Origin of the sequence: Bacteroides timonensis (assembly GCF_000513195.1) — a bacterium.
Classification (GTDB): Bacteria; Bacteroidota; Bacteroidia; order Bacteroidales; family Bacteroidaceae; genus Bacteroides; species Bacteroides timonensis.
In genome coordinates this window covers 22,723-42,471 of record NZ_CBVI010000040.1, presented here as the reverse complement: position 1 = coordinate 42,471, position 19,749 = coordinate 22,723, and the positions used below count along the sequence as shown (strand labels likewise).

Sequence of the window (19,749 nt, the reverse complement as noted above, 5' to 3'; positions counted from 1 at the left end):
CCCTCCCGGGAGGTTCCCCTATTTTTTTGTGTTTTAGGGAAGCCTTTTGGAAAATTAATTCATAACTCGAAAAAACCGAATCATCTCCGTTTGAAATCTCCATTGGATAAAAACAACGAAGGGCTTCCTCCCGGAACCCCTTTCGCTTGAATTTTGTGTTAAACTATCCTTTTTATAGTAGTCATAAGAGAGAATCTTAAAGTTTGTACAGACTCTTTTTCGGGTAATCCAGTTCCGGATTTCCTTTGTATCCTATCTTTCCGCTGCCGCTGGTGCGTGCTTTCAGGAATTCGGTTGCGAAACATTTGATGCTGCCCGAGCCTGCTACACTGGCGGTAACGCGTTGAGCCTCGTAACCTTCTGTAAGCAAATCGCCTGATCCGGCTACGCTGTAAGTAGCTGTTTGGGTTGTACCGGTAATAGTTGCCGAGCCTGATCCGGCCACACTTGCTTCCGTGCCCGTAGCTGTTACATTTCTTAATACCATGTCACCCGATCCTGCAACGGATACTTTCAGGTTGTTACAAGTAATATTATCAGCATTGATATCGCCCGATCCTGCTACAGATACTTTCATATCATTGCATTTGATGCCACTGCCTTTAATATCTCCTGAACCGGCAACATTGATTGATAAATTGTCATTAGTCTGGAGACCGTTTTTCAGGAATATATCTCCTGAACCGGCAACAGAAATCCCATTCAGAGTTTCGGCGGATACACGTACTTCGAGTTTCTTGTAAGACACATTGACGTCCTTCTTGAAACCTATATATAAGGTGTTGTCCTTTACTTTAATATCCAGCAAGTCAACAATGTTGTCCGAGGTGTAGACTTCTACTTCGGGGCGTCCCGACTTCTGAGTAAACGTAACATCAGGGCTACCGGCTACACTGATCTTTTTGAAGTTATCTACCTTGATGTCCTTTGTTACGTATTTGTTGCTGGCTATCACTTTTTTACTACCCCAGTTACCTGAACTGTAGTTCTTGCTTTGTGAGCACGCTGTTGTACTAAGGATTAAACAGATGCATGTAAGGAGGCTTGCTAACTTTCTCATAACTTTTTTAGTTTTATAATTATTCATTGTATATTATTCCTGTTTATCTATTAGACGTAAGTTACTTAAAAAAGGTTGCATACTTTTTTCTCTTTTTTAGAAACTCTTTTGGCAACGTCCGGTTACATTCTATAGGTCAATATTCATGCCAGTTTTATAAAGTGTTGATAATTAGCATGTATTCTTTTAGGGCAGGTGTTCATTTTCGGACACTTGTCCGTTTTTGGGTACCCAGTCATTTGTATATTCGAACGATATTTCGTTTATTTGTCTGTTTATTCATTGGGAGGCTTTATTGTTTTGGAAAATATATTGGAAGATAATGAACTTGGACGCTTTCTCATTAAAGTGAATACCCGTGCGCGGCGTTTGACTTTTCGTACGCGGGAAGATGCTATCTATGTAACCATTCCGCCGGGAACTACACTTAAAGAGATAAAGAATGCGATAGAAGAACTGCGTCCCCGTTTGCGGGTGGCCCGGAAAAAACATACTCGTCCTCTGATAGACTTAAATTTTCGGATTGATACGGAGTTTTTCAAATTAAGTCTTGTAAGCGGACAGCGCGAACGTTTCCTTTCACGCTCCGAGTTGGGAGAGATGCAGATTATCTGTCCGCCGGGAGCCGATTTTGCTGATGCGGAATTACAAGTATGGTTACGTAAAGTTATCGAGGAGGCTCTGCGTCGTAATGCAAAGATCATTCTTCCACCCCGTCTGTATATGCTTTCACAGAAACACAATCTGCCTTACCAAAGTGTAAAAATCAATTCCAGCAGTGGACGCTGGGGGAGTTGTTCGGCACGGCGCACAATCAACCTGTCTTACTATCTGGTTTTGTTGCCGAAACATCTGATAGACTATGTACTTCTGCACGAATTGTCTCATACTCGTGAGATGAATCACGGAGAGCGTTTCTGGGCACTTCTCGATGAATTGACGGAAGGAAAAGCCCAAGCTTTGCGGAAAGAATTGAGGCAATATCGCACGGAGTTTTAACCACTTGAAGTCGTGCCACATATTGCTACTGTACACTTACCGCGGCTTATCAACTCACTTACCACGGCTTACCAGCTCACTTACTGCGGCTTACCATAACTTACCGACTCACTTATCACGACTTGGATTACCCTTAAACCGTATCTGAGCCGTACTTGCTCCGTACCAACTCCGTAGTTCCTTCGGTCAGAGGTACCTTTAAGTGGAGAATGTACGGAGCAAGTACGGTGCAGATACGGTTCGGGTACGATGCAGACATGATTCTGATACAATCAGTACACGGTATAGGGGCTGTCACTGTTTTCCGTGATTGTATTTCTTTTTTGAGTTAATAAACGTAAACGCTCTTGCGGTTTGATAACAAATGTTTATTTTTGAAAAATTAAAGTAAGATGTAAGTTCAGAAGTTTAAATTATATAATTCAAGAAGTTTATGAAAAAGATTGTACTCTTAGTGTTTTGTGTGGTATATTCACTTACCGGTTATAGCCAGAACTTTGATGAGCCGAAGGGAAAGCCTACGGTATTCATTGACTATTTCAAACGCTCCAGCGATGCGCCGTTTTCGTGGGTAGAGGGCTTGCGTAATACGGTGATTGAGGGTATACAGAAGATGGAACGTGTGATTCTGATTGATGTGGATGCACAGGATGCCTTGCGTATTGAATCGCAACGTCGCTCATCTGCTAATATCTCTTCGGGTGACGATAATGAAATGGACCGCCTCTCAGTGATGGAAGAATTGGGGGCGCAGTTCATCATTACAGGTCAGGTATCTTCTATGACTGCTGCTTATAAGACAAGAGATGGAAAAGGATATTATGATGGCTCAGTATCTTATACACTGAAAGTTATCAATCCGAAGAACGGTACATTGATCGGTACAAAGACGTTCCAGCACAGTGGACTGACCGGAGGAACCGGTGGCAATAAGGAAGAAGCCATTGCCAACACTATCAAAAGTGCGGTATACAGCATGCGCGATTTTGTGGATGAATACTTCAAAATGGAAGGAACTATCCTTGAAGTAAATAGCGAGAAGAAAGGCAAGGCAGAGGAAGTGTACATTAACCTCGGCTCCATGAATGGTGTGAAAGAAGCCCAGAAATTTACTGTTTATGCCATACGTGAAGTTGCCGGACGCGAAGCCAAGAAGGAAATCGGCCGTTTGACCGTGAAGGCGGTTGAAGGAGATGATATCTCTTTGTGTAAGGTGCAGAAGGGTGGTGAAGAAATCATGAAAGCCATCCGTGATGAGCAACCGATAAAGATCGTTTCCCGCGAACAGACATTGATGGGCGGGATTTTCAACTAATAAAACCATACAGTTATTATGAAGCATTGTTTTATGTTTCTTTTGGGAATATTTCTATCCGCCACTCTTTGCGGACAGAATTATTCCAGTGAAGTGGTCTTTCTGCAACAGCAGGGAAACACATTGACTGTCCGTGCCTTGGGTATCAGTGAGAAGAAGAAAGAGGCGGCAAATATGGCATTGAAGTCTGCCTTCTATACCTTATTCTACACGGGGGTGGATGGAGTCAATAAAGGAAATCCGATGATTTCTACTGCAAAACCTGACTATGACCGCCGCTTTTTTGATGAAAACCGTTATTCTGTGTTTGTTAAGGACTATACGATTACGGAGGGACCGGAAAAACAAGGTAAGCAATACCGCTGCACGGTGGAAATGACTATTCTGTTCGATGCTTTGCAGAAAGATCTGAACCGGAATAAGGTGCAGACTAATCTTGGTATGGCAGTGGGCACTCCCAACAGTCAGGTAAGTTTGCCTACGGTGACGGTGGTTCCTTATACCAGAGAAGGTGAAGATATACGTGCTATCCTGGATCACAATCAGATGTTGAGTTATGCCGTGAGCAAGATGACCAGTGAGTTCAGTTCACGCGGATATAAGACGAAAGATTTCCTTGCCCAACTGAAACGGGCGAAACGGAATGACGTGCTGACAGCTGGTACTCAGTCTGATGCCGTAACTAAGATGATTCAGAATATGGGTGCGGATATCATTGTGACTGCCAAAGTGCTGACAACCACTGATACAAGACGTCAAAGCGAAGTGTCGCTGGAGCTGACGGCAACTGAATTTCAGACGGCAGGCAATCTGGCAAGCGCCACTTTCCAAAGTGGTAAGTATGTCACTACAGATACCATTAAGTTGACGGACTATGCTCTTAAAAAGGTAAAAGATGAGTTTTTTACCAAGTTGCAGGCTTCTTTCAATGACATTGTGAAGAACGGTCGTGAGATGGCTATCCAAATGGTACTGGCGAAATCCATCACCGACTGGGACTTTGACCAGCCGTTGCCCGATGGAAGCGCAAGTTTTAAGACCGTATTGGAAGACTGGTTGCAGGTTCACGCCTTGAATGGTGTTTACGATATGAGCCGCAGCAACGACAAGGTGATCGATATGTCCGTACAAGTGCCAATTTGGGATGAAGCGCAGGGACGCGCTTATACCATTTCCCGCTTCAGTACCGAACTGAAGAACTTCCTCGATGAGAAATTAGGGGGAGAATATGTTGCCTCTGTAGTAACAATGGGGCAAGGGTTGACTGTAACCATTAAATAAATCTGCATTTTATGAAGAAGAATAGATTTCTATGGGCTTTACTGTTGCTCGTTTCGCTGGGTGCGGCGGCGCAGGATAACATTCATTTTGTGGCGGGTACGCCCACGCAGAAGGGATTAAGCCAGAAGAACATGGATGCACTGAAACTGAAAGTGGAGCAAATTATTGCCCGCAATAATGCCGGAACTGCTTCACTTTACAATGCGTTCGTCATTCAGCCCGAACTTGTTCTCGGAGAGACGAAGAAGACGGAAGGATTATTGCGGGATGTGACGTTGGTTACAGGTGAATTTTCATTGACCGCCCGCAATAAGTATGACGACAGTGTATATGGAACAGCCGTTATCGAGGTGCAGGGAGACGCTACCGGAAGTAAGGACGATGCGATTGCTTCGCTTATCTCCGGCATCAAGGTTACCGATCCGGCTTTTGTACGTTTCATCCGCACTACACGTAAGCGTATTGCTGATTTCTACCAGCAGAATTGTCCTGTCATCATTAAGAAAGCGGAGGTGCTGATAGATGCCGGGCTCTTGAATGAAGCTGCGGATTATTTGTCTATAGTTCCCGAAACGGTACCTTGCTACGATGAAGTGTTGGGTATATTGCAAAAGATAGGGAAGCGGGAGCCGCAGGAATCGCCTGTTGCTCCTGAACCGGCTCCCGAAGAACCGGCTTCCCCGGAACCTGCTCCGGAAGTGCAACCTACTCCTGTCGCAGAGCCCGTGACGTCTCCCGAACCGGTTGCCGTGCAGCCTGAGAAGTCTCCTTTGCCCGAATGTAAGATCTCGGTATCCTGCAATGACCTTTCTTTCGAACTGGTGTCTTGTGAAGGCAATGAAACGGCTGAAAGTATTCGTGTCTATGCCCGTTTCACCAATACAGGTGTGACGAATAACAGTGCGACTATTCGTATGACTTCGGCGATTGATCCGGATGGTGCGACTTTTACTAATTTCTCTCAGATAGAGACGAATGGCTGTACTTCCTGGACTTATGGAAACAAGATGCCGAAAGGTGTTAGAATAGGTAAGGTGTTCGAAATCAAAGGTGTCAGTACTCCTTGTGCCACACTTTCGTATGTAGAAATGACGGTGGATAACTGTAAAGTGATTATCCATAATCTGCCCGTTGATTGGAAATAAAGAAAGGAAAACCGCTTATGAAGATGAAAAGAATAGGAATTACGGTTGCCTTGCTTTTCTGCATGGGAGCAGCTTCATTGTTTGCCCAGGCATATAAAGTCGTTGAGAAGAGTGATAAGAAAGCTCCCGTCTGGTATGAGTCTGCGGAGTCCGGTTATATCGTGGCTTCTGCTGAGACTGGTTCGATGGAAGAGTCGCGTCAGCAATGCCTGGAAAGTGTGAAGCGCCAGATTATTCAGGCTGTGGCACAGAATATCGAGTTCTCGGATTCGCATACAGTGAAGCAGACTTCCGGTAACGGTGACCGTATCACGGAGTTTGTCGATCAGTATATGGCCGAAGGTTCTACCCGTGCGGCTTCTTTGCCTTTTATCAAGGGGATCTCACTTTCTAAAGTCGATGGTTCGTATTGGGAGAAACGCCGTGATAAGAAGTCCGGTAAGATAACGTACGCTTATGCGATACGCTATCCCTTCCCTGAAAGTGAACATAAAGCGTTGGTTCGTCAGTTCGAAGAGCAGGATCGTGCGATGGAAGACTTGATAAAGAAGATGGAAGAGCGTATTTCCGATATCTCTTCGGTGGAAGAAATAGACCAGTGCATCACAAAAATGCGTCCCGCCGCAGAATATTTCTTCGATAAGACACGTCGCGAATGGGCGGAAGGTGTTGTTCAGAACTACCGGAAATTGCCAACCTTTATCACTGCCGAAGGAAAGTCGGACGGCAAGGATGCTTATATAGTCTCCTTATTTATAAAAGGAAAGAAGATAACTACGGCTGCTATGCCGAAACTTACTTCTAACTGCGCTTCCCAACTGAAAGCTGTGCCATGTGGCGAAGACATTCTGATAACTTATAATAGCGAAGACTGTCTGGAAGATGAAGAGAACTTTGTGGAACTGACATTTAAGATGCCGGGAAAATCACTGAAGCATAAGTTCTATTTTCAGGTGAAATAAGTTCTCACTACAGGAGTAACACAGAGTCTCACAGAGTTTAATCTATTGAAATAAAACTCTGTGAGACTCTGTGTTACTCTGTGGTGAATTATTTTTGCGCCAGCTGTTTTACTTCCCCATTTTCTTTTTCAAACCGGTAGTTACCACCTTTCTCGCTCAGTTCGAACAGGGATAGTTGATCCGTTGCTTTATCCACAATCAACAATGCGCTCTGTTCGGCAAAACGTTTCACATCCATACTGAATGGTTCTTCGGTTATTTTCTTATTCACCAGCACGCTGTCATTAATCATTAGTGACAGGGAATCTCCGATAAATCCTTTTTCCAGGGTGATGGTGTACGTTTCGATAAAGTTCCGGTCTTCATCTTTCTGCTTCTGCAGGCGCAGGCTCATGTAAACGAAGATGACGACAACGAAAATAACTGCAAAGGCCAGGATGCCGTTGCCTACCATAAACTGTTTGTTAGTGTTCAAGCGGTGTGCCATAATTGTAAGAAATTGAATGCTTGCGCAAATGTAATGATTAAAATTGAACGTACAGACAATCTTTTCAACAATTAAGAAGCTGCTCTTTGAAATTATTTGCCTAATATTGCAGCTACAAACCTTTAAACAAATATGCCATGAAAAGGAAAGTGACACTTCTGTTGCTATTATTCTGTATGTTTACCCTGCATGCACAGGAAGTATATAAAACCGTAAAAGACCTGCCGTATATTGCCAAGTCCGAGACTGACGCTTATCGAAAGGAACGTTGCAAACTGGATGTCTACTATCCGGTGGACAAAAAAGATTTTCCCACTATCGTATGGTTTCATGGTGGTGGTCTGGAAGGCGGTGGAAAGCACATTCCCCAGGAACTGATGAACAGAGGCTTTGCAGTGGTGGCGGTGAACTACCGTTTAAGTCCCAAGGCCAAGAATCCCGCTTATATTGAAGATGCTGCGGCTGCCGTGGCCTGGATATTCAACCATATAGAAGAATACGGCGGCAGTAAAGACAAGATATTTGTTTCCGGACATTCCGCAGGCGGCTACCTTGCACTGATATTGGCTATGGATAAGAAGTACATGGAAGCTTATGGTGCGGATGCCGATAAAGTGGCTGCCTATCTTCCCGTCAGCGGACAGACGGTGACCCATTTCACGATTCGTAAAGAGTGCGGGTTGCCGAACGGTATTCCTATTATAGATGAATATGCCCCGGTGAACCGTGTGCGTAAAGATACCCCTCCTGTCATACTGATTACCGGAGACCGCAATCTGGAAATGGCGGATCGATGGGAAGAGAACGCCTTATTCGCTTCCGTAGCGAAGAATATCGGCAATAAGAAGGTGGCTCTGTATGAGTTGCAAGGCTTCAATCACGGCACAGTACTCGAACCTGCCTGTTTCCTGATTATAAACTATATCCGTGAACATTGATATATACATACTTATGAAAAGATTAACAGCTTTGATCGTCGCCTTGCTGATTGGCGTGACGATGTTTGCACAACAAGCCCTTTGGGGAAGTGCTCCCGTGGTATCTCCCGAGATTCATGGCAACAATACCGTAACCTTCCGCTTCAAAGCACCAAAAGCGGTGAGAGTACAGCTTACAGGAGATTTCCTGCCTGTACAAAAGAATGCTAAGTTTGAGGCTCCCGGAATTGTGGATCTGAAGGAAGGGCAGGAGGGTGTATGGGAATATACTACTCCCGAACCTCTGAAACCGGAGCTTTACAGCTACTCTTTCATAGTAGATGGCTTGCGGATGAACGATCCCGCCAATGTCTACCTGATCCGTGATGTGTCCACCTTAACCAACGTATTTATCATTGGCGGTGATCGTGCCGATTTTTATAAAGTCAATCCGGTGCCTCACGGAACTGTCTCCCGAGAATGGTATGATAGTCCGGCACTTGGCCTGGAACGTCGTATGACGGTCTATACTCCTGCCGGTTATGAAACCGGCGGCAAGCGCTATCCCGTGCTTTACCTCCTTCATGGAATGGGAGGCGATGAAGAAGCATGGATTTCTCTGGGCCGTACTGCACAGATACTGGACAACCTGATTGCACAGGGGAAAGCAAAGCCTATGATTGTAGTAATGCCGAACGGTAATGCTTCACAGGAAGCTGCTCCCGGAGAGTCATCCCGTGGAATGGTTTCCCCGACAATGCAGTTACCCAAGACAATGGAGGGATCTTATGAACAGGCGTTTCCCGAGATCGTGAAGTTCATCGATAAAAACTACCGTACGATAAAGAGTAAATCCGGTCGTGCCATTGCCGGTTTGTCTATGGGTGGTTTCCATTCTTTGCATATTTCCAAGCAATATCCTGATATGTTTAATTATATCGGACTATTTTCTGCTGCCATTATGCCTAATAAAGAGGTATCTTCAGCGATATATGAGAACATGGAAGGAAAACTGAAAGTGCAGTTTGACAAGAACCCCGCCCTTTACTGGATTGCCATCGGTAAGATGGATTTCCTTTACAAAGCCAATGAGGAATACCGTAAACTGCTGGATGAAAAGGGATATAAATATACCTATTACGAATCGGACGAAGGGCATATCTGGAAGAACTGGCGTATTTATCTGACGGAGTTTGTTCCGATGTTGTTCTGGTAAGAGAAATACAGGAAATAACAAAACAATACCTAAAAAGCATCCTGTTATACCCTTGAGGATAACAGGATGTTCTTATCTTTGCCTGCTGAAACCCCAAAAACAATACCATGAATAGAAAATTAATCTTATCCGCAGCCCTCTCCGGGCTGATGTTGACCGCTACGGCGCAAACTACAGTGGCTCCTGCCATCCCAAGAGACGGGAAAATAGAAAAGAAGGTAGAAGCCTTGCTCAAGAAGATGACCCTTGAAGAGAAGATTGGGCAAATGACAGAGCTTACCATTGACGTCATTACCAAACGTGATAATTCGACCCAAGAATTTCAGATAGACGATGCTTTGCTGGATACCGTTATCGGCAAGTACAAGGTCGGCTCTATTCTGAATGTGCCCCAGGGCGTTGCCCAATCCAAAGAGAAGTGGGAAGAAATCATCCGGAAGATACAGGACAAATCGATGAAAGTAATGGGTATTCCTTGTATTTATGGCGTAGACCAGATACACGGAACAACTTATACATTGGGCGGAACTTTCTTCCCCCAGGGCATCAATATGGCAGCTACCTTCAACCGCGAACTGGTGCGTGAAGGTGCCCGCATCTCTGCTTATGAAACTAAGGCCGGAAGTATCCCCTGGACCTATGCTCCGGTGCTCGACCTGGCACGTGATGCCCGCTGGCCCCGCCATTGGGAGAACTACGGTGAAGATTGCTACGTGAATGCCGAAATGGGGCGCGAAGCCGTATTCGGTTTCCAGGGCAGTGATCCTAACCATATAGGAAAGCAACAAGTAGCTGCCTGCATCAAGCATTATATGGGTTACGGTGTCCCTGTTTCCGGTAAAGACCGTACCCCTTCATCCATCACCGTGCAGGATATGCGTGAGAAACATTTCGCTCCGTTCCTCGAAGGTATCAAGGCAGGTGCTTTGTCTGTGATGGTGAACTCTGCCATGAACAACGGGCTTCCTTTTCATGCCAACTACGAACTGCTGACCGAGTGGCTGAAAGAGGACTTGAACTGGGACGGCATGATTGTGACCGACTGGGCGGATATCAATAACCTCTATACCCGCGATAAGATTGCAGGCAGCAAGAAAGAGGCTATCAAGATAGCTATCAATGCCGGTATCGATATGTCGATGGTGCCTTATGAATGGAGTTTCTGTACATACCTGAAAGAGCTGGTGGAAGAAGGCGAGGTGCCGATGAGCCGCATTGACGATGCTGTACGCCGTGTGCTGCGCATGAAGTATCGCTTGGGCTTGTTCGAAACGCCTGCTTATAATCACAAGGATTTCCCCTTGTTCGGAGGTAAAGAGCATGCCGCCGCCGCTTTGCAGGCTGCCGAAGAGTCTTTGGTCTTATTGAAGAATACCGATCACATCTTGCCGTTGCCCAAAGATAAAAAACTGCTGATTACAGGCCCTAATGCCAACTCCATGCGTACGCTCAACGGTGGCTGGTCTTACACTTGGCAAGGACACAGGGCGGATGAATTAGCGGCGGATTATAACACCATTCTTGAATCGTTCACTCAGAAGTTCGGTGCTTCCAATATCATCTATGAGCCGGGTGTCACTTATAAGGAAGGTGGCGCATGGTGGGAAGAAAATGCTCCGGAAATAGATAAAGCCGTAGCTGCCGCCGCCAATGCGGATTATATCATCGCTTGTGTGGGTGAGAACTCCTATTGCGAAACTCCGGGTAACCTGAACAATCTCTTCCTTTCCGAAAGCCAACTCAATCTGGTGAAAGCATTGGCTGCCACCGGAAAACCGGTTATTTTGGTTCTGAACGAAGGCCGTCCGCGCATCGTCAACGAAATAGAACCGTTGGCAAAGGCTGTTGTCAACACCATGCTTCCGGGTAACTATGGGGGCGATGCTTTGGCGAACCTCGTGGCAGGAGACGCCAACTTCAGCGGTAAGATGCCTTATACTTATCCGAAGGAAATCAATTCACTGTTCACTTACGACTACAAGCCATGCGAAGACCTTGAAAAGATGTCGGGTGCTTATGATTACGATGCCGTGATGTCCGTGCAATGGGCATTTGGTTACGGATTGAGCTACACTACCTATGCTTACAGCAACCTCAAAGCGGATAAAACCAACTTTACGGCTGACGATGTACTTACTTTCACCGTTGATGTGAAGAACACCGGTAACTGTATTGGCAAGGAAAGCGTTCTGCTGTTCAGCAGCGATCTGATCGCTTCCCTGACTCCTGATATCCGCCACCTGCGTGCTTTCGAGAAAGTAGAACTGCAACCGGGAGAAACGAAAACCGTTACGCTGAAAGTGAAAGCTTCCGATTTCGCTTTCGTTGGCTATGACGGCAAGTGGGTATTGGAGAAAGGTGATTTTCGTATCCAGATCGGCAATCAGACATTGAATATTACCTGTGCGGATACGAAGAAGTGGAATACACCGAATAAGTAATGGCATTTCCTACGAACCAACAAAAAGGGCTGGCTGCTTCAAAGTGAAACAGCCAGCCCTTTTGGGTTTGCAAGTATGTCAGTCGGATGATTCCGAATTTAGAATCTGTATCCGATGGCAAATGCCAGACTGCGGTTTTTGATGTCTCCATATACGTCCCGCTTTACTTTCGCCAGACCGAGGGCGTAAGAGGCACGGAACAGGAAACGGTCTACTTCGAGGCCTGCGCCTGCCCCCACGCCATAATCCCAACGCTTCTTCGAGAAAGCTTCCTGTTTCTCTATCCCAAGCGTGTTGCCAAAGGCATCGGCGTCATGACTGGATCCTTCTGACTCATACTTCCAGTGGCCGCCGAATCCGTAGGAGGCGTATGGTCCTGCCTGTACAGTCAGGCTGACGTTTTCCAAAATGGGGAACCGGTAGCCCAGCATTACAGGAATCTCTATGTAAGTAGGACTTACTCTCATGGTCATATTCTCTCCGTTCACCTTGCCGGAGAACTGTGCTCCTTTCTGGATAAGTGTCAGGGCGGGTTCTACGTACAGGCTGGCTATCAATGGAATTTCTACATCGGCACTGAACATATAGCCCGGTTTGTATTCCTGCAAGTCTTTTTCGCTACTGTTTAGTCCGCTGTAGGAAGACAGGTTGATACCTGCCTTCACGACAACGGAGACTTGACAGAGCGAATTTGTAGAGAGTGTTAGTAGTAAAGTAAAGATAATAAGTATTCTTCTCATGTTACAAGTCTTTGTTAGGGTCTCTTACTTTTTCTTATGCTTTGCAGCGGTACTCATTGTCACCGCATTGCCCGGACAGCTCAGCACTACCGGAGTACCGTTGACACCGTTGGCATCCACCGGTATCACGACAGCTTTGGCGGCCTCCCCCCAATTGTTCACCTGGAAAGTGAACGTCGCTTCGCTCGATTCGGGCAGCGGAGTGTTGTTCAGTATGAAGAAGCTGGCATACTCCAAATCTGTCCGTCCGTCTGCAAAGTCGTAAGTGTGGCCGTAGTAGAACTTCGCGCAGTTGGCACCTTTTGTCACGGCAATGGTGTAGACAGGACCATAATCACCTGCTTCTGTGTTGGTGATGGTTGCCGTAACAGTAGCGTTTCCGTCGAACTGAATCAGCTTGGTTGAAATGACGAACTTCTGCATCTTGCCGAACTGGTTGTCGCCGTCCACGGGCAGTACGAACAAGTCATACTCGCCCGGATCAAGGTAGTCTATCCTTATTTCTCCGCCTGTGGTGGTGTATCCGGGATCTTCCACGTTGGCCAGCACCAGCTCCAGAGCTTCCGCCTCGTTGATGCTGCCGGCACGGCGGTAGGCGTATGCAGCCTTCGTACATCCGTTCAGCAAGGTGCAGTTCAGGACGATGGTCTGATATTCAGCCATGGCAGTGCTCACCTCCACGCTTGCCTTGCTGTCGAAGGTCAGGGAGGAAGTCTTGTAAGTGGCAGAAACGATCTTTCCTGGAGTGTACACTGTATCACACGCAATGGCAAATACCGTATATTCGGTATTTTCAGCCAAGCGGGCAATGCGGGCACTTACCTTCTCCTGCTTTGCTCCCATCTGATCCAGGAAGGTACTGATGTTGGAAGAGGCATGCATGGTGAACCAGTCGTTCTTGATGAGGAAATCCTCAATGTTTGCTCCATTCATGTCGCTTGTCTTCACGGCACCATAGTAGAATCCGGCGGCATTGCTTCCGTTGGTCACGTCTATGGTGATGGAACTGTAATTGGAAGAAACAGGTGCTATGCTGACTGTTGCGTCAACGCTGTTCAGTACATAGGGACGGGTCACGAAGTCGCGGGTGATGACATTTCCCAGAATTTCGGTGATGACATCGCCTCCCCAGTCGTTTTTACCTATCTTGCTCGGAGCTATAGCCAGGATATACTCTCTGTTGGGTTCCAGATAAGATTGTCCCTGCATGCCGCTTGAGGTGATGGGCACTGCATACTCGTAGGTCGACTTGAAGTCCGCTTCCTGATATTCCTCTTTCAGATAAATCTGGTAGAAGAATCCGTCTGCTTTGTCAGGCACATTCAGAATCTCAGCATTGAATACAATGGCGGTGGGACCTACCTGAACCTCGCTTATCTCAATCAAGTTGGCTTTCAAGGACTGGAAACTCTTACTGAGGGTTTCAGACTTTGCGCTCTGCTTCTCTTTGGTAATGGAAGCGTATGCTTCCATTACATATTTCACACGCTTGTCCATATTGATGTCCAGGTCGATGTGGATAACCGTAGAGTCCGTTTCTGTATCTACCGCTGTCTTGTTCCATACTGCAGCCGGGTCTATCTCATCTAAAGTTCCTTGCGGCAAGGAGTAACGGTAATAGATGGTATCGGCATTCTCCGTCAGAACGGGGATGTCCGAGCCATTGTAACTGTCGATGGATTCACCAAACCGCAAGGTCGGTGTAGGCAGTTCTTCCGGTTGAGGTTCCGGTGGAATGACTTCGTCATCATCGCTACAGCTTGCCATGAAGCTACAGCATATTGCCAGCATTGCCAACAGATAATAGTTCATAAACTTTTTCATATTTGTCTTTTTTTGTGGTTAATTATTCTTCTTCCATATCAGCGGAGCCGACTTCATGTCGAAGTATTGATATTCCGAATACTCCTTGGCTGAGTTGTTTTGCGGAACAATCATCGTCGGACGCTTGCCCTTCATCAGTGTCTTTTTGATTTTAGAAGAAGCCGATTTAGTGGTAGTGCCAACATTCTTGATAGAAATCTTGGCAGCCTTTGTTGACTTCATCTTCGCAACGCGTGCGGCGGCCAGTTGTACAGCGTTTCTTGTAGATGGAGTCTTGAACTGGATGACTGTAAGTTCACCTTCTTTTCCTTCGGCGCCGTAAGGCATGACAACTGCATAATATTGAGTTCCGGCAACGAGGTTGGGTGCTTCGCGGTTCACAATGTCGTCAATGGCACTGATACCTTGGGTCTTCAGTTCATTGTACAGTTGTGCATTCAGTTCGTCTCCACTCATGTTGGTGTATTTGCCTTCTGTATCACCCAGGAACATGTACAGGTAGCTTGATACGTCCGCATTGGTGGTAATGCTGAAGTTGCAGGCATGTGCAGTAATGTCTGTTACGTTGAACTCTACTTTCGGGGTAGCTCCTCCTTCTGATGCAATGGTCTTGAATACCAGTTTGCCGAGTTTGGAGATTTTACCGTTGGCATCTTCTGTAACGTAGTAGTAAGTATATTCAGTATTCGGTTCCATACCAGTCCATTGCCAGTCCCATTCCCGCGGATCGGCTTCTGCCGGGTCGGAGGCCGACCAAGTTTCACCATATTTCTCACTCATGATGAAATCGCGGATCTGCTCTTCTGTTTCGGTTATCATCGGTTTATCACTGTCTGTTTCATGCCAGCGTTGGGAGGTGAGCAGTCTGTGGTGCATCAGACGGGCTTCGGGAGCCATGCGGTAGTGTAATGTTGCCGTAGACTTTGTGGCTTTGATAAAGCTGATGTTGGTATAGACTTCTGTCTGTGCGTCCTTTTGAAGCGGCAAAGTCTTGAATGGTTTTGAAACGCGCACTGTATCCAGCCCTCCGAAGTAGTTCAGGGAAGTGGAAATCAGTACATATTCAGTGTCAGGGTCTACGTCTGCATGATAGAACTCGGTATAATCACCCGTTATAGTTTGATCCGTCTTGGGGCCCATGCCCCAGCCTTCATCATAAAGTGCCAGTGCCAAGTCTACATCTTGCGTGTTGATGCCGCTGCCGTCGCCTTGTATCAGGCGGAAGAAGACTGCACCGCAATTCTTTCCCAAGTGTGCGTCCATCAGGAGAAAGTTCGCACCTATTTCAGGAGTGGTTAATGTATATTCGCCTTTCTCTTTGTCGGGGATATCATTCAGATGGTCGTCCACGCGGGTCAGTTCCTTGCCCGGCATCAGATTCTTGTCCAGTCCCAACGCCAACATGGTGAAGAGGTGATCCGAACCTGCAAATCCGTATTTGATGGACTCTTCAAATGCTTCCGTATGTTCGCCATAATATTGGTCGGTGAAGCGGACAAACTGACGAAGCTTTTCTTGTCCTTGCCCTTTTCCGTATTTGGCATCAAAATAATTGATGAATTTCTCAGTCTGTTCGTAATCCGTTGCAAAACGGCAGAAGTATTCAGCATCTGCATTGGGCTCGTATCTGTATCGGATGGCGATATATTTGGCTTGCCCTTCAGGAATGATAATGCTCACTTTCGGGTCGCCAATCAGCGGATAGGCTGTTGTGCGGAAATCAATGCGGGTCAAGTCACCCTTGGTCTCTACCTCTCCTTCTGCAGTGATACCTACTGAGATGACGGAGTATTCGGCATCGGGTAATAGGGAAGCCTGGAGGTCGGTGTTGTAGTCGATTACCTGCGTTTTGTTGGCACCCTCTATCTTAATTTGGCCACCATACTCTGTGGCTGTGGCAAGTGTCTTCAGATAGCCCGTCTCGTCATCCTGTGCTACGTCCATTATCAGGTTCTCCATATATACGGTTGGCATTACCAGTACATAAGAGTAGTCCACATCTGCACCATTCACTACACGAATCTGTGCGTTGGTTTCCGTGAAGTTATTCACGCGCAGTCCGGCAGACAGAGTGGTGGCAGGTAGTCCGGTATCTTCGGTAGTCTTGAAGTCTTCCGTGTGGACTTTGCCCAGTCCATTTGCTCCGTTGCTCACTACGAAGAGCGTATAGTCTGTGCTCCCAATCAGACCTTGCACTGTGAAATCACCGCTTGTCGCCTTTTCCTGTTTTCCTTTCGTAAACACTTGGCTTGCGGTATGTTCCGAACCTTTCACGTCAACAAGGTAGGCCACGTATTGCGCATCGGCTGCCTCTACATGGAAAGAGACAGAATTGAATGTTGGTGTCAGGTTAGTGACTGTGATGTTGTCTTCTCCTACGGGTTCGGGAGTAGGTTCTTCTTTGTCCTTGTCGCTGCTGCAACTTGTAGCCATCATTCCCATGACCAGCAGGCACGTGAGAAATGACAAAAGCTTGTAATAAGAATGTTTCATAAATCGTTTTGTTTTTTAGTTATATTATTCACTTTCATATTCAAATCCGATGGAAGAGCCTATACGGCAATCCTGCACATTGTTCACGTAGAAATTGGAGCCGTTAGCCTGCTTCTTCAGAATATAGACCACTACCCGGCAATTTTCTTTCTTCCAGGTGGAAGAGAAGTTGACAGAATAGCTTCCGCTGACTTCTTCACCGGAAGCAATGTCCGTGCTTTGTGTGGTATTGCTCTTCACTTCGTCGCCGAAAGCCCTGGTGGCATAGGCGCGAACCATGTTGTTGTGCGTATAGCTGCCGTTTACGCTGGCTTGCGTACCGACAATTCCGTCTTCTACCAGCACAACGCCAATCTTATACTGGTTCCTTTCCAAAAAGCAGGTATTGGTATTGATCGTCAACTGATTGTTCTCCAATTTCGTCTCAATGCTAATACCACACATTGTCGGGTCATTTTCCAAAGATTCTTTTACCGCTCTGCTGATTGCATAGGAACCTCCGGCATTGGTTACGACATCCCGCCAATCCACTACAGAGGTCGGCAGACCGGTAATGTTGAAAGCACTTTCCAGGGCTGCTTCGTTGCCCAACGAATACTCGTCATCTACGTGAATGGCGAGAACCATTAGTCTGTCCGGATAATCCTTGGCAACCGCATTGATGGAATTCACCATTTGGTAGCAATAGGAACACCAGGTACCTGTATAGTCGGCCACCAATATGCGGCGATAGAAGTTGGAGGTGCCTCCCGCTGTATTCCTTACCCGGACGGATACTTCATTGGTCGGAACCATGTTGTCGCCATAGAATGCCTGGAAATTGTAAGTTCCCGGACGTTTGGAAACAAAAATCGGTTCGTCCAGATAAAGGGGAATCTCTTCCGTCACGTTTGCAAATATGCACTGATCTGTTACATCCACGCCATTGTCCGTCACGGTGAACTTCACGCCTTCCGTGTCTTCCAGACTGATGGATGTCTTGTTTGCAGACAATACCAAGCCTTCTTCATTGGGGAAATCCGTATGCTCGCCCACACAGGAGACTATAACTAAAGCCAACACTGAGAATAACAAAGTGACAGCTGCTGTTTTCATATCTTTTATCATTTTATCTTTCTCCACTTTTGTTATTAGAATACATAAGTCAAAGCTAAGTTACCACCTGTGTAGGCCGGTTGATAGCGGCACACGCCTCCGGAACATACATATCCCGCACGGTTGCGGCCATAAGAGAGTGCCGCACGCAGAGAACCATAGGTGTAGCTGACGCCGGCAGAATAGTAATGTACCTTCTCGTTCTTATTGCCGTGGTTGTACATGTCGCTCACGAATACGCTCCATTGGGGAGCATATCCCACTTCAAGCAAAGCTGCCATCCAGTCGCCTCCTTTGGTGTCTTCTTCAGAGTAGAGGTACTGGACTTCTCCACGAAGAGACCATTTGGGGGTGAACTTGTAGGTCACGTCGCCTACGAAGACATTCTGTGCAGTCGTCAGGCGGCTTCCGCCTTTTCCTTCGTCATTGGCAAACTCTTGGATAGAAGCAAAAAATATGGTTTTCAGCTTTTTATTCCAGCTTTTCTCCACGTCGAAAGTGATGTCGCGGTAAAGGAATAAGTCCTCTCCGCGCATGTTGGCCTTTCCTAATGAGTTGAAGAGGGAAACATTACCGTGCAACTTCAGGCCGCGACCGCCACCCAGCCAAGTGCCTTTTTTCACCCGATAGTACACATCGAGTTGTCCGCCTATCTCTCCGTTCACGTAAGGGGTGAAAGGATTCAGTACGGCCAGCATATACGTGTGCTGCGGGCAGAGGGCAGGAAGGTAGTTCAGGGTATTGGCGGTCAGTTGAGTGCCGGTGGTATGGTAGATGTTGTTCTGCATATTGTCCAGACGGCGGAAAGTTCCGCTGACGGAGAGACCGTTGCCTGAATAGTTGGCTTCTGCCAATATGGCATTGCCTGAGCGCAGTTCATACTTGCCGGTTGCCAAGTCTTGGAAGACATCCTTTCCTTTGTAGACATATTCACCTTTCAGCGAAAGGTTGTTCCATTCGTAGGCCAAGCGACCGGAATAGCTCATGAAAGAGGTTTTATCGAGGCGGCAACCATTGGCGGCTGCAAAACCTTCACTAGTATAGAATTGAAAATCGTCCGTACGTTTCTCCATTCTGTTCACTACACTTCCTTCCAATGAAATGTGGTGGCTGCTCAGCCCGATGACATCGGACAAAGAAAGGCTTAGGTCGGCTCCCAGCACTTGCGTGTCCGTATAGCTGCCGAGGGCTTCTTTGCGCATGTAGTCGCGGGGATATCCGTAGAGCACTTTGGCTGCTGCGTACTTTCCTACATTGAACGTGGCACGCACCCCACCAATGGAGTTGTTGAATCCCAGGGCACGGTCTTCCCACGCACGCAGAATTAGGCCGTTGCCAAACTGCTCGTAGAAGTCTCCTACGGTAACGGAGAAGTTCCGGTCAGTCCAGGAAATGTATTTTCCTGCCAGTCCGAATCCCTCCAGTCCGGTTTCATATCCTTGCAGTACTTGCGGATACCATTCTGCCTGAATGCCTGCAGAGAACTTGCCGTTGGTGTAGTCCAGCTTGAGGTAGTTGTTCGAACCATAATTGTCTTTCGGGGCGTTGGCACTGATTTTCTCGTCATCTACATAATAGATGGTATTGGTCTCAAAACTGCCACTGAATTTGCCCCATGATATCTTCTGGGGGGCAGTGGCAGTCTTGGTGCCGATTGCAGCAGAATCTGCCTGTATCTCTGCACCGGCAAGTGTATTGTCGGCTTGCAGAGAACCGTATCCTAGTAAAAATAGCAGGGATACCATATATAACCTATGTCGATTTCCTCTCATAT

General features: G+C 46.8%; 15 protein-coding genes. 8 read left to right on the top strand and 7 right to left on the bottom strand.

Annotated elements, in window-relative coordinates:
* Window positions 1–196: 196 nt before the first annotated feature.
* Complete coding sequence (locus tag BN161_RS09515; RefSeq protein ID WP_044265312.1) at window positions 197–1,060, bottom strand: head GIN domain-containing protein; 864 nt, start codon at window positions 1,058–1,060, stop codon at window positions 197–199.
* 294 nt (window positions 1,061–1,354) lie between these two features.
* On the opposite strand from BN161_RS09515, the gene BN161_RS09510 reads away from it, so the two are divergent.
* From BN161_RS09510 to BN161_RS09490, 5 genes are all read left to right on the top strand, one after another.
* Window positions 1,355–2,059, top strand: coding sequence for a YgjP family zinc-dependent metalloprotease (locus BN161_RS09510; protein ID WP_044265311.1), 705 nt, complete (start codon window positions 1,355–1,357; stop codon window positions 2,057–2,059).
* A gap of 433 nt (window positions 2,060–2,492) precedes the next feature.
* Entirely contained in the window at window positions 2,493–3,374 is an 882-nt protein-coding gene (locus BN161_RS09505) for a hypothetical protein (RefSeq protein ID WP_044265295.1), read from the top strand.
* Window positions 3,375–3,392: 18 nt separating this feature from the next.
* Window positions 3,393–4,655: a DUF6175 family protein gene (locus BN161_RS09500; protein ID WP_044265293.1), complete on the top strand. Its 1,263-nt coding sequence runs from the start codon at window positions 3,393–3,395 to the stop codon at window positions 4,653–4,655.
* 11 nt (window positions 4,656–4,666) lie between these two features.
* On the top strand, window positions 4,667–5,800 hold the full coding sequence (locus BN161_RS09495) for a hypothetical protein (RefSeq protein ID WP_044265291.1): 1,134 nt from the start codon (window positions 4,667–4,669) through the stop codon (window positions 5,798–5,800).
* 23 nt (window positions 5,801–5,823) lie between these two features.
* A complete protein-coding gene (locus BN161_RS09490) occupies window positions 5,824–6,762 on the top strand; it encodes a hypothetical protein (RefSeq protein WP_044265310.1) in 939 nt (312 codons plus the stop codon).
* An 88-nt stretch (window positions 6,763–6,850) separates the two neighbouring features.
* Here the strand turns inward: BN161_RS09490 and BN161_RS09485 are convergent, their stop codons facing one another.
* Window positions 6,851–7,249, bottom strand: a complete 399-nt coding sequence (locus BN161_RS09485) for a hypothetical protein (RefSeq protein WP_044265288.1) — start codon at window positions 7,247–7,249, stop codon at window positions 6,851–6,853.
* A gap of 137 nt (window positions 7,250–7,386) precedes the next feature.
* Between BN161_RS09485 and BN161_RS09480 the strand changes: the two genes are divergently transcribed.
* The 3 genes from BN161_RS09480 (at window position 7,387) to BN161_RS09470 (ending at window position 11,823) form a co-directional block, all read left to right on the top strand.
* Window positions 7,387–8,187, top strand: a complete 801-nt coding sequence (locus BN161_RS09480) for an alpha/beta hydrolase (protein WP_044265286.1) — start codon at window positions 7,387–7,389, stop codon at window positions 8,185–8,187.
* A 13-nt stretch (window positions 8,188–8,200) separates the two neighbouring features.
* Entirely contained in the window at window positions 8,201–9,382 is a 1,182-nt protein-coding gene (locus tag BN161_RS09475) for an esterase (protein WP_044265284.1), read from the top strand.
* Window positions 9,383–9,489: 107 nt separating this feature from the next.
* A complete protein-coding gene (locus BN161_RS09470; protein WP_044265282.1) occupies window positions 9,490–11,823 on the top strand; it encodes a glycoside hydrolase family 3 N-terminal domain-containing protein in 2,334 nt (777 codons plus the stop codon).
* Between the two features lie 98 nt (window positions 11,824–11,921).
* On the opposite strand, the gene BN161_RS28040 is transcribed toward BN161_RS09470, so the two are convergent.
* The 5 genes from BN161_RS28040 to BN161_RS09445 are packed head-to-tail and all read right to left on the bottom strand — an operon-like array spanning window position 11,922 to window position 19,747.
* The gene (locus tag BN161_RS28040) at window positions 11,922–12,563 is read right to left on the bottom strand and encodes a porin family protein (RefSeq protein WP_074435111.1); all 642 of its coding nucleotides are present in this window, start codon (window positions 12,561–12,563) and stop codon (window positions 11,922–11,924) included.
* Window positions 12,564–12,587: 24 nt separating this feature from the next.
* Window positions 12,588–14,387 carry a hypothetical protein gene (locus BN161_RS09460; protein WP_044265280.1) on the bottom strand — a complete coding sequence of 600 codons (1,800 nt, stop codon included), beginning with the start codon at window positions 14,385–14,387 and terminating at the stop codon, window positions 12,588–12,590.
* An 18-nt stretch (window positions 14,388–14,405) separates the two neighbouring features.
* Window positions 14,406–16,880 carry a hypothetical protein gene (locus BN161_RS09455; RefSeq protein ID WP_044265277.1) on the bottom strand — a complete coding sequence of 825 codons (2,475 nt, stop codon included), beginning with the start codon at window positions 16,878–16,880 and terminating at the stop codon, window positions 14,406–14,408.
* Between the two features lie 24 nt (window positions 16,881–16,904).
* Window positions 16,905–17,975, bottom strand: coding sequence for an Omp28-related outer membrane protein (locus tag BN161_RS09450; protein WP_167332512.1), 1,071 nt, complete (start codon window positions 17,973–17,975; stop codon window positions 16,905–16,907).
* Between the two features lie 35 nt (window positions 17,976–18,010).
* On the bottom strand, window positions 18,011–19,747 hold the full coding sequence (locus BN161_RS09445; RefSeq protein WP_244436459.1) for a DUF6029 family protein: 1,737 nt from the start codon (window positions 19,745–19,747) through the stop codon (window positions 18,011–18,013).
* Between the last annotated feature and the right edge of the window lie 2 nt (window positions 19,748–19,749).

Bases quoted from the DNA above. Each gene is read 5' to 3' on its own strand.
- BN161_RS09515 (WP_044265312.1), bottom strand. From the start codon at position 1,060: ATGAGAAAGTTAGCAAGCCTCCTTACATGCATCTGTTTAATCCTTAGT.
- BN161_RS09505 (WP_044265295.1), top strand. From the start codon at position 2,493: ATGAAAAAGATTGTACTCTTAGTGTTTTGTGTGGTATATTCACTTACC.
- BN161_RS09500 (WP_044265293.1), top strand. From the start codon at position 3,393: ATGAAGCATTGTTTTATGTTTCTTTTGGGAATATTTCTATCCGCCACT.
- BN161_RS09495 (WP_044265291.1), top strand. From the start codon at position 4,667: ATGAAGAAGAATAGATTTCTATGGGCTTTACTGTTGCTCGTTTCGCTG.
- BN161_RS09490 (WP_044265310.1), top strand. From the start codon at position 5,824: ATGAAAAGAATAGGAATTACGGTTGCCTTGCTTTTCTGCATGGGAGCA.
- BN161_RS09485 (WP_044265288.1), bottom strand. From the start codon at position 7,249: ATGGCACACCGCTTGAACACTAACAAACAGTTTATGGTAGGCAACGGC.
- BN161_RS09480 (WP_044265286.1), top strand. From the start codon at position 7,387: ATGAAAAGGAAAGTGACACTTCTGTTGCTATTATTCTGTATGTTTACC.
- BN161_RS09475 (WP_044265284.1), top strand. From the start codon at position 8,201: ATGAAAAGATTAACAGCTTTGATCGTCGCCTTGCTGATTGGCGTGACG.
- BN161_RS09470 (WP_044265282.1), top strand. From the start codon at position 9,490: ATGAATAGAAAATTAATCTTATCCGCAGCCCTCTCCGGGCTGATGTTG.
- BN161_RS28040 (WP_074435111.1), bottom strand. From the start codon at position 12,563: ATGAGAAGAATACTTATTATCTTTACTTTACTACTAACACTCTCTACA.
- BN161_RS09460 (WP_044265280.1), bottom strand. From the start codon at position 14,387: ATGAAAAAGTTTATGAACTATTATCTGTTGGCAATGCTGGCAATATGC.
- BN161_RS09455 (WP_044265277.1), bottom strand. From the start codon at position 16,880: ATGAAACATTCTTATTACAAGCTTTTGTCATTTCTCACGTGCCTGCTG.
- BN161_RS09450 (WP_167332512.1), bottom strand. From the start codon at position 17,975: ATGAAAACAGCAGCTGTCACTTTGTTATTCTCAGTGTTGGCTTTAGTT.
- BN161_RS09445 (WP_244436459.1), bottom strand. From the start codon at position 19,747: ATGAGAGGAAATCGACATAGGTTATATATGGTATCCCTGCTATTTTTA.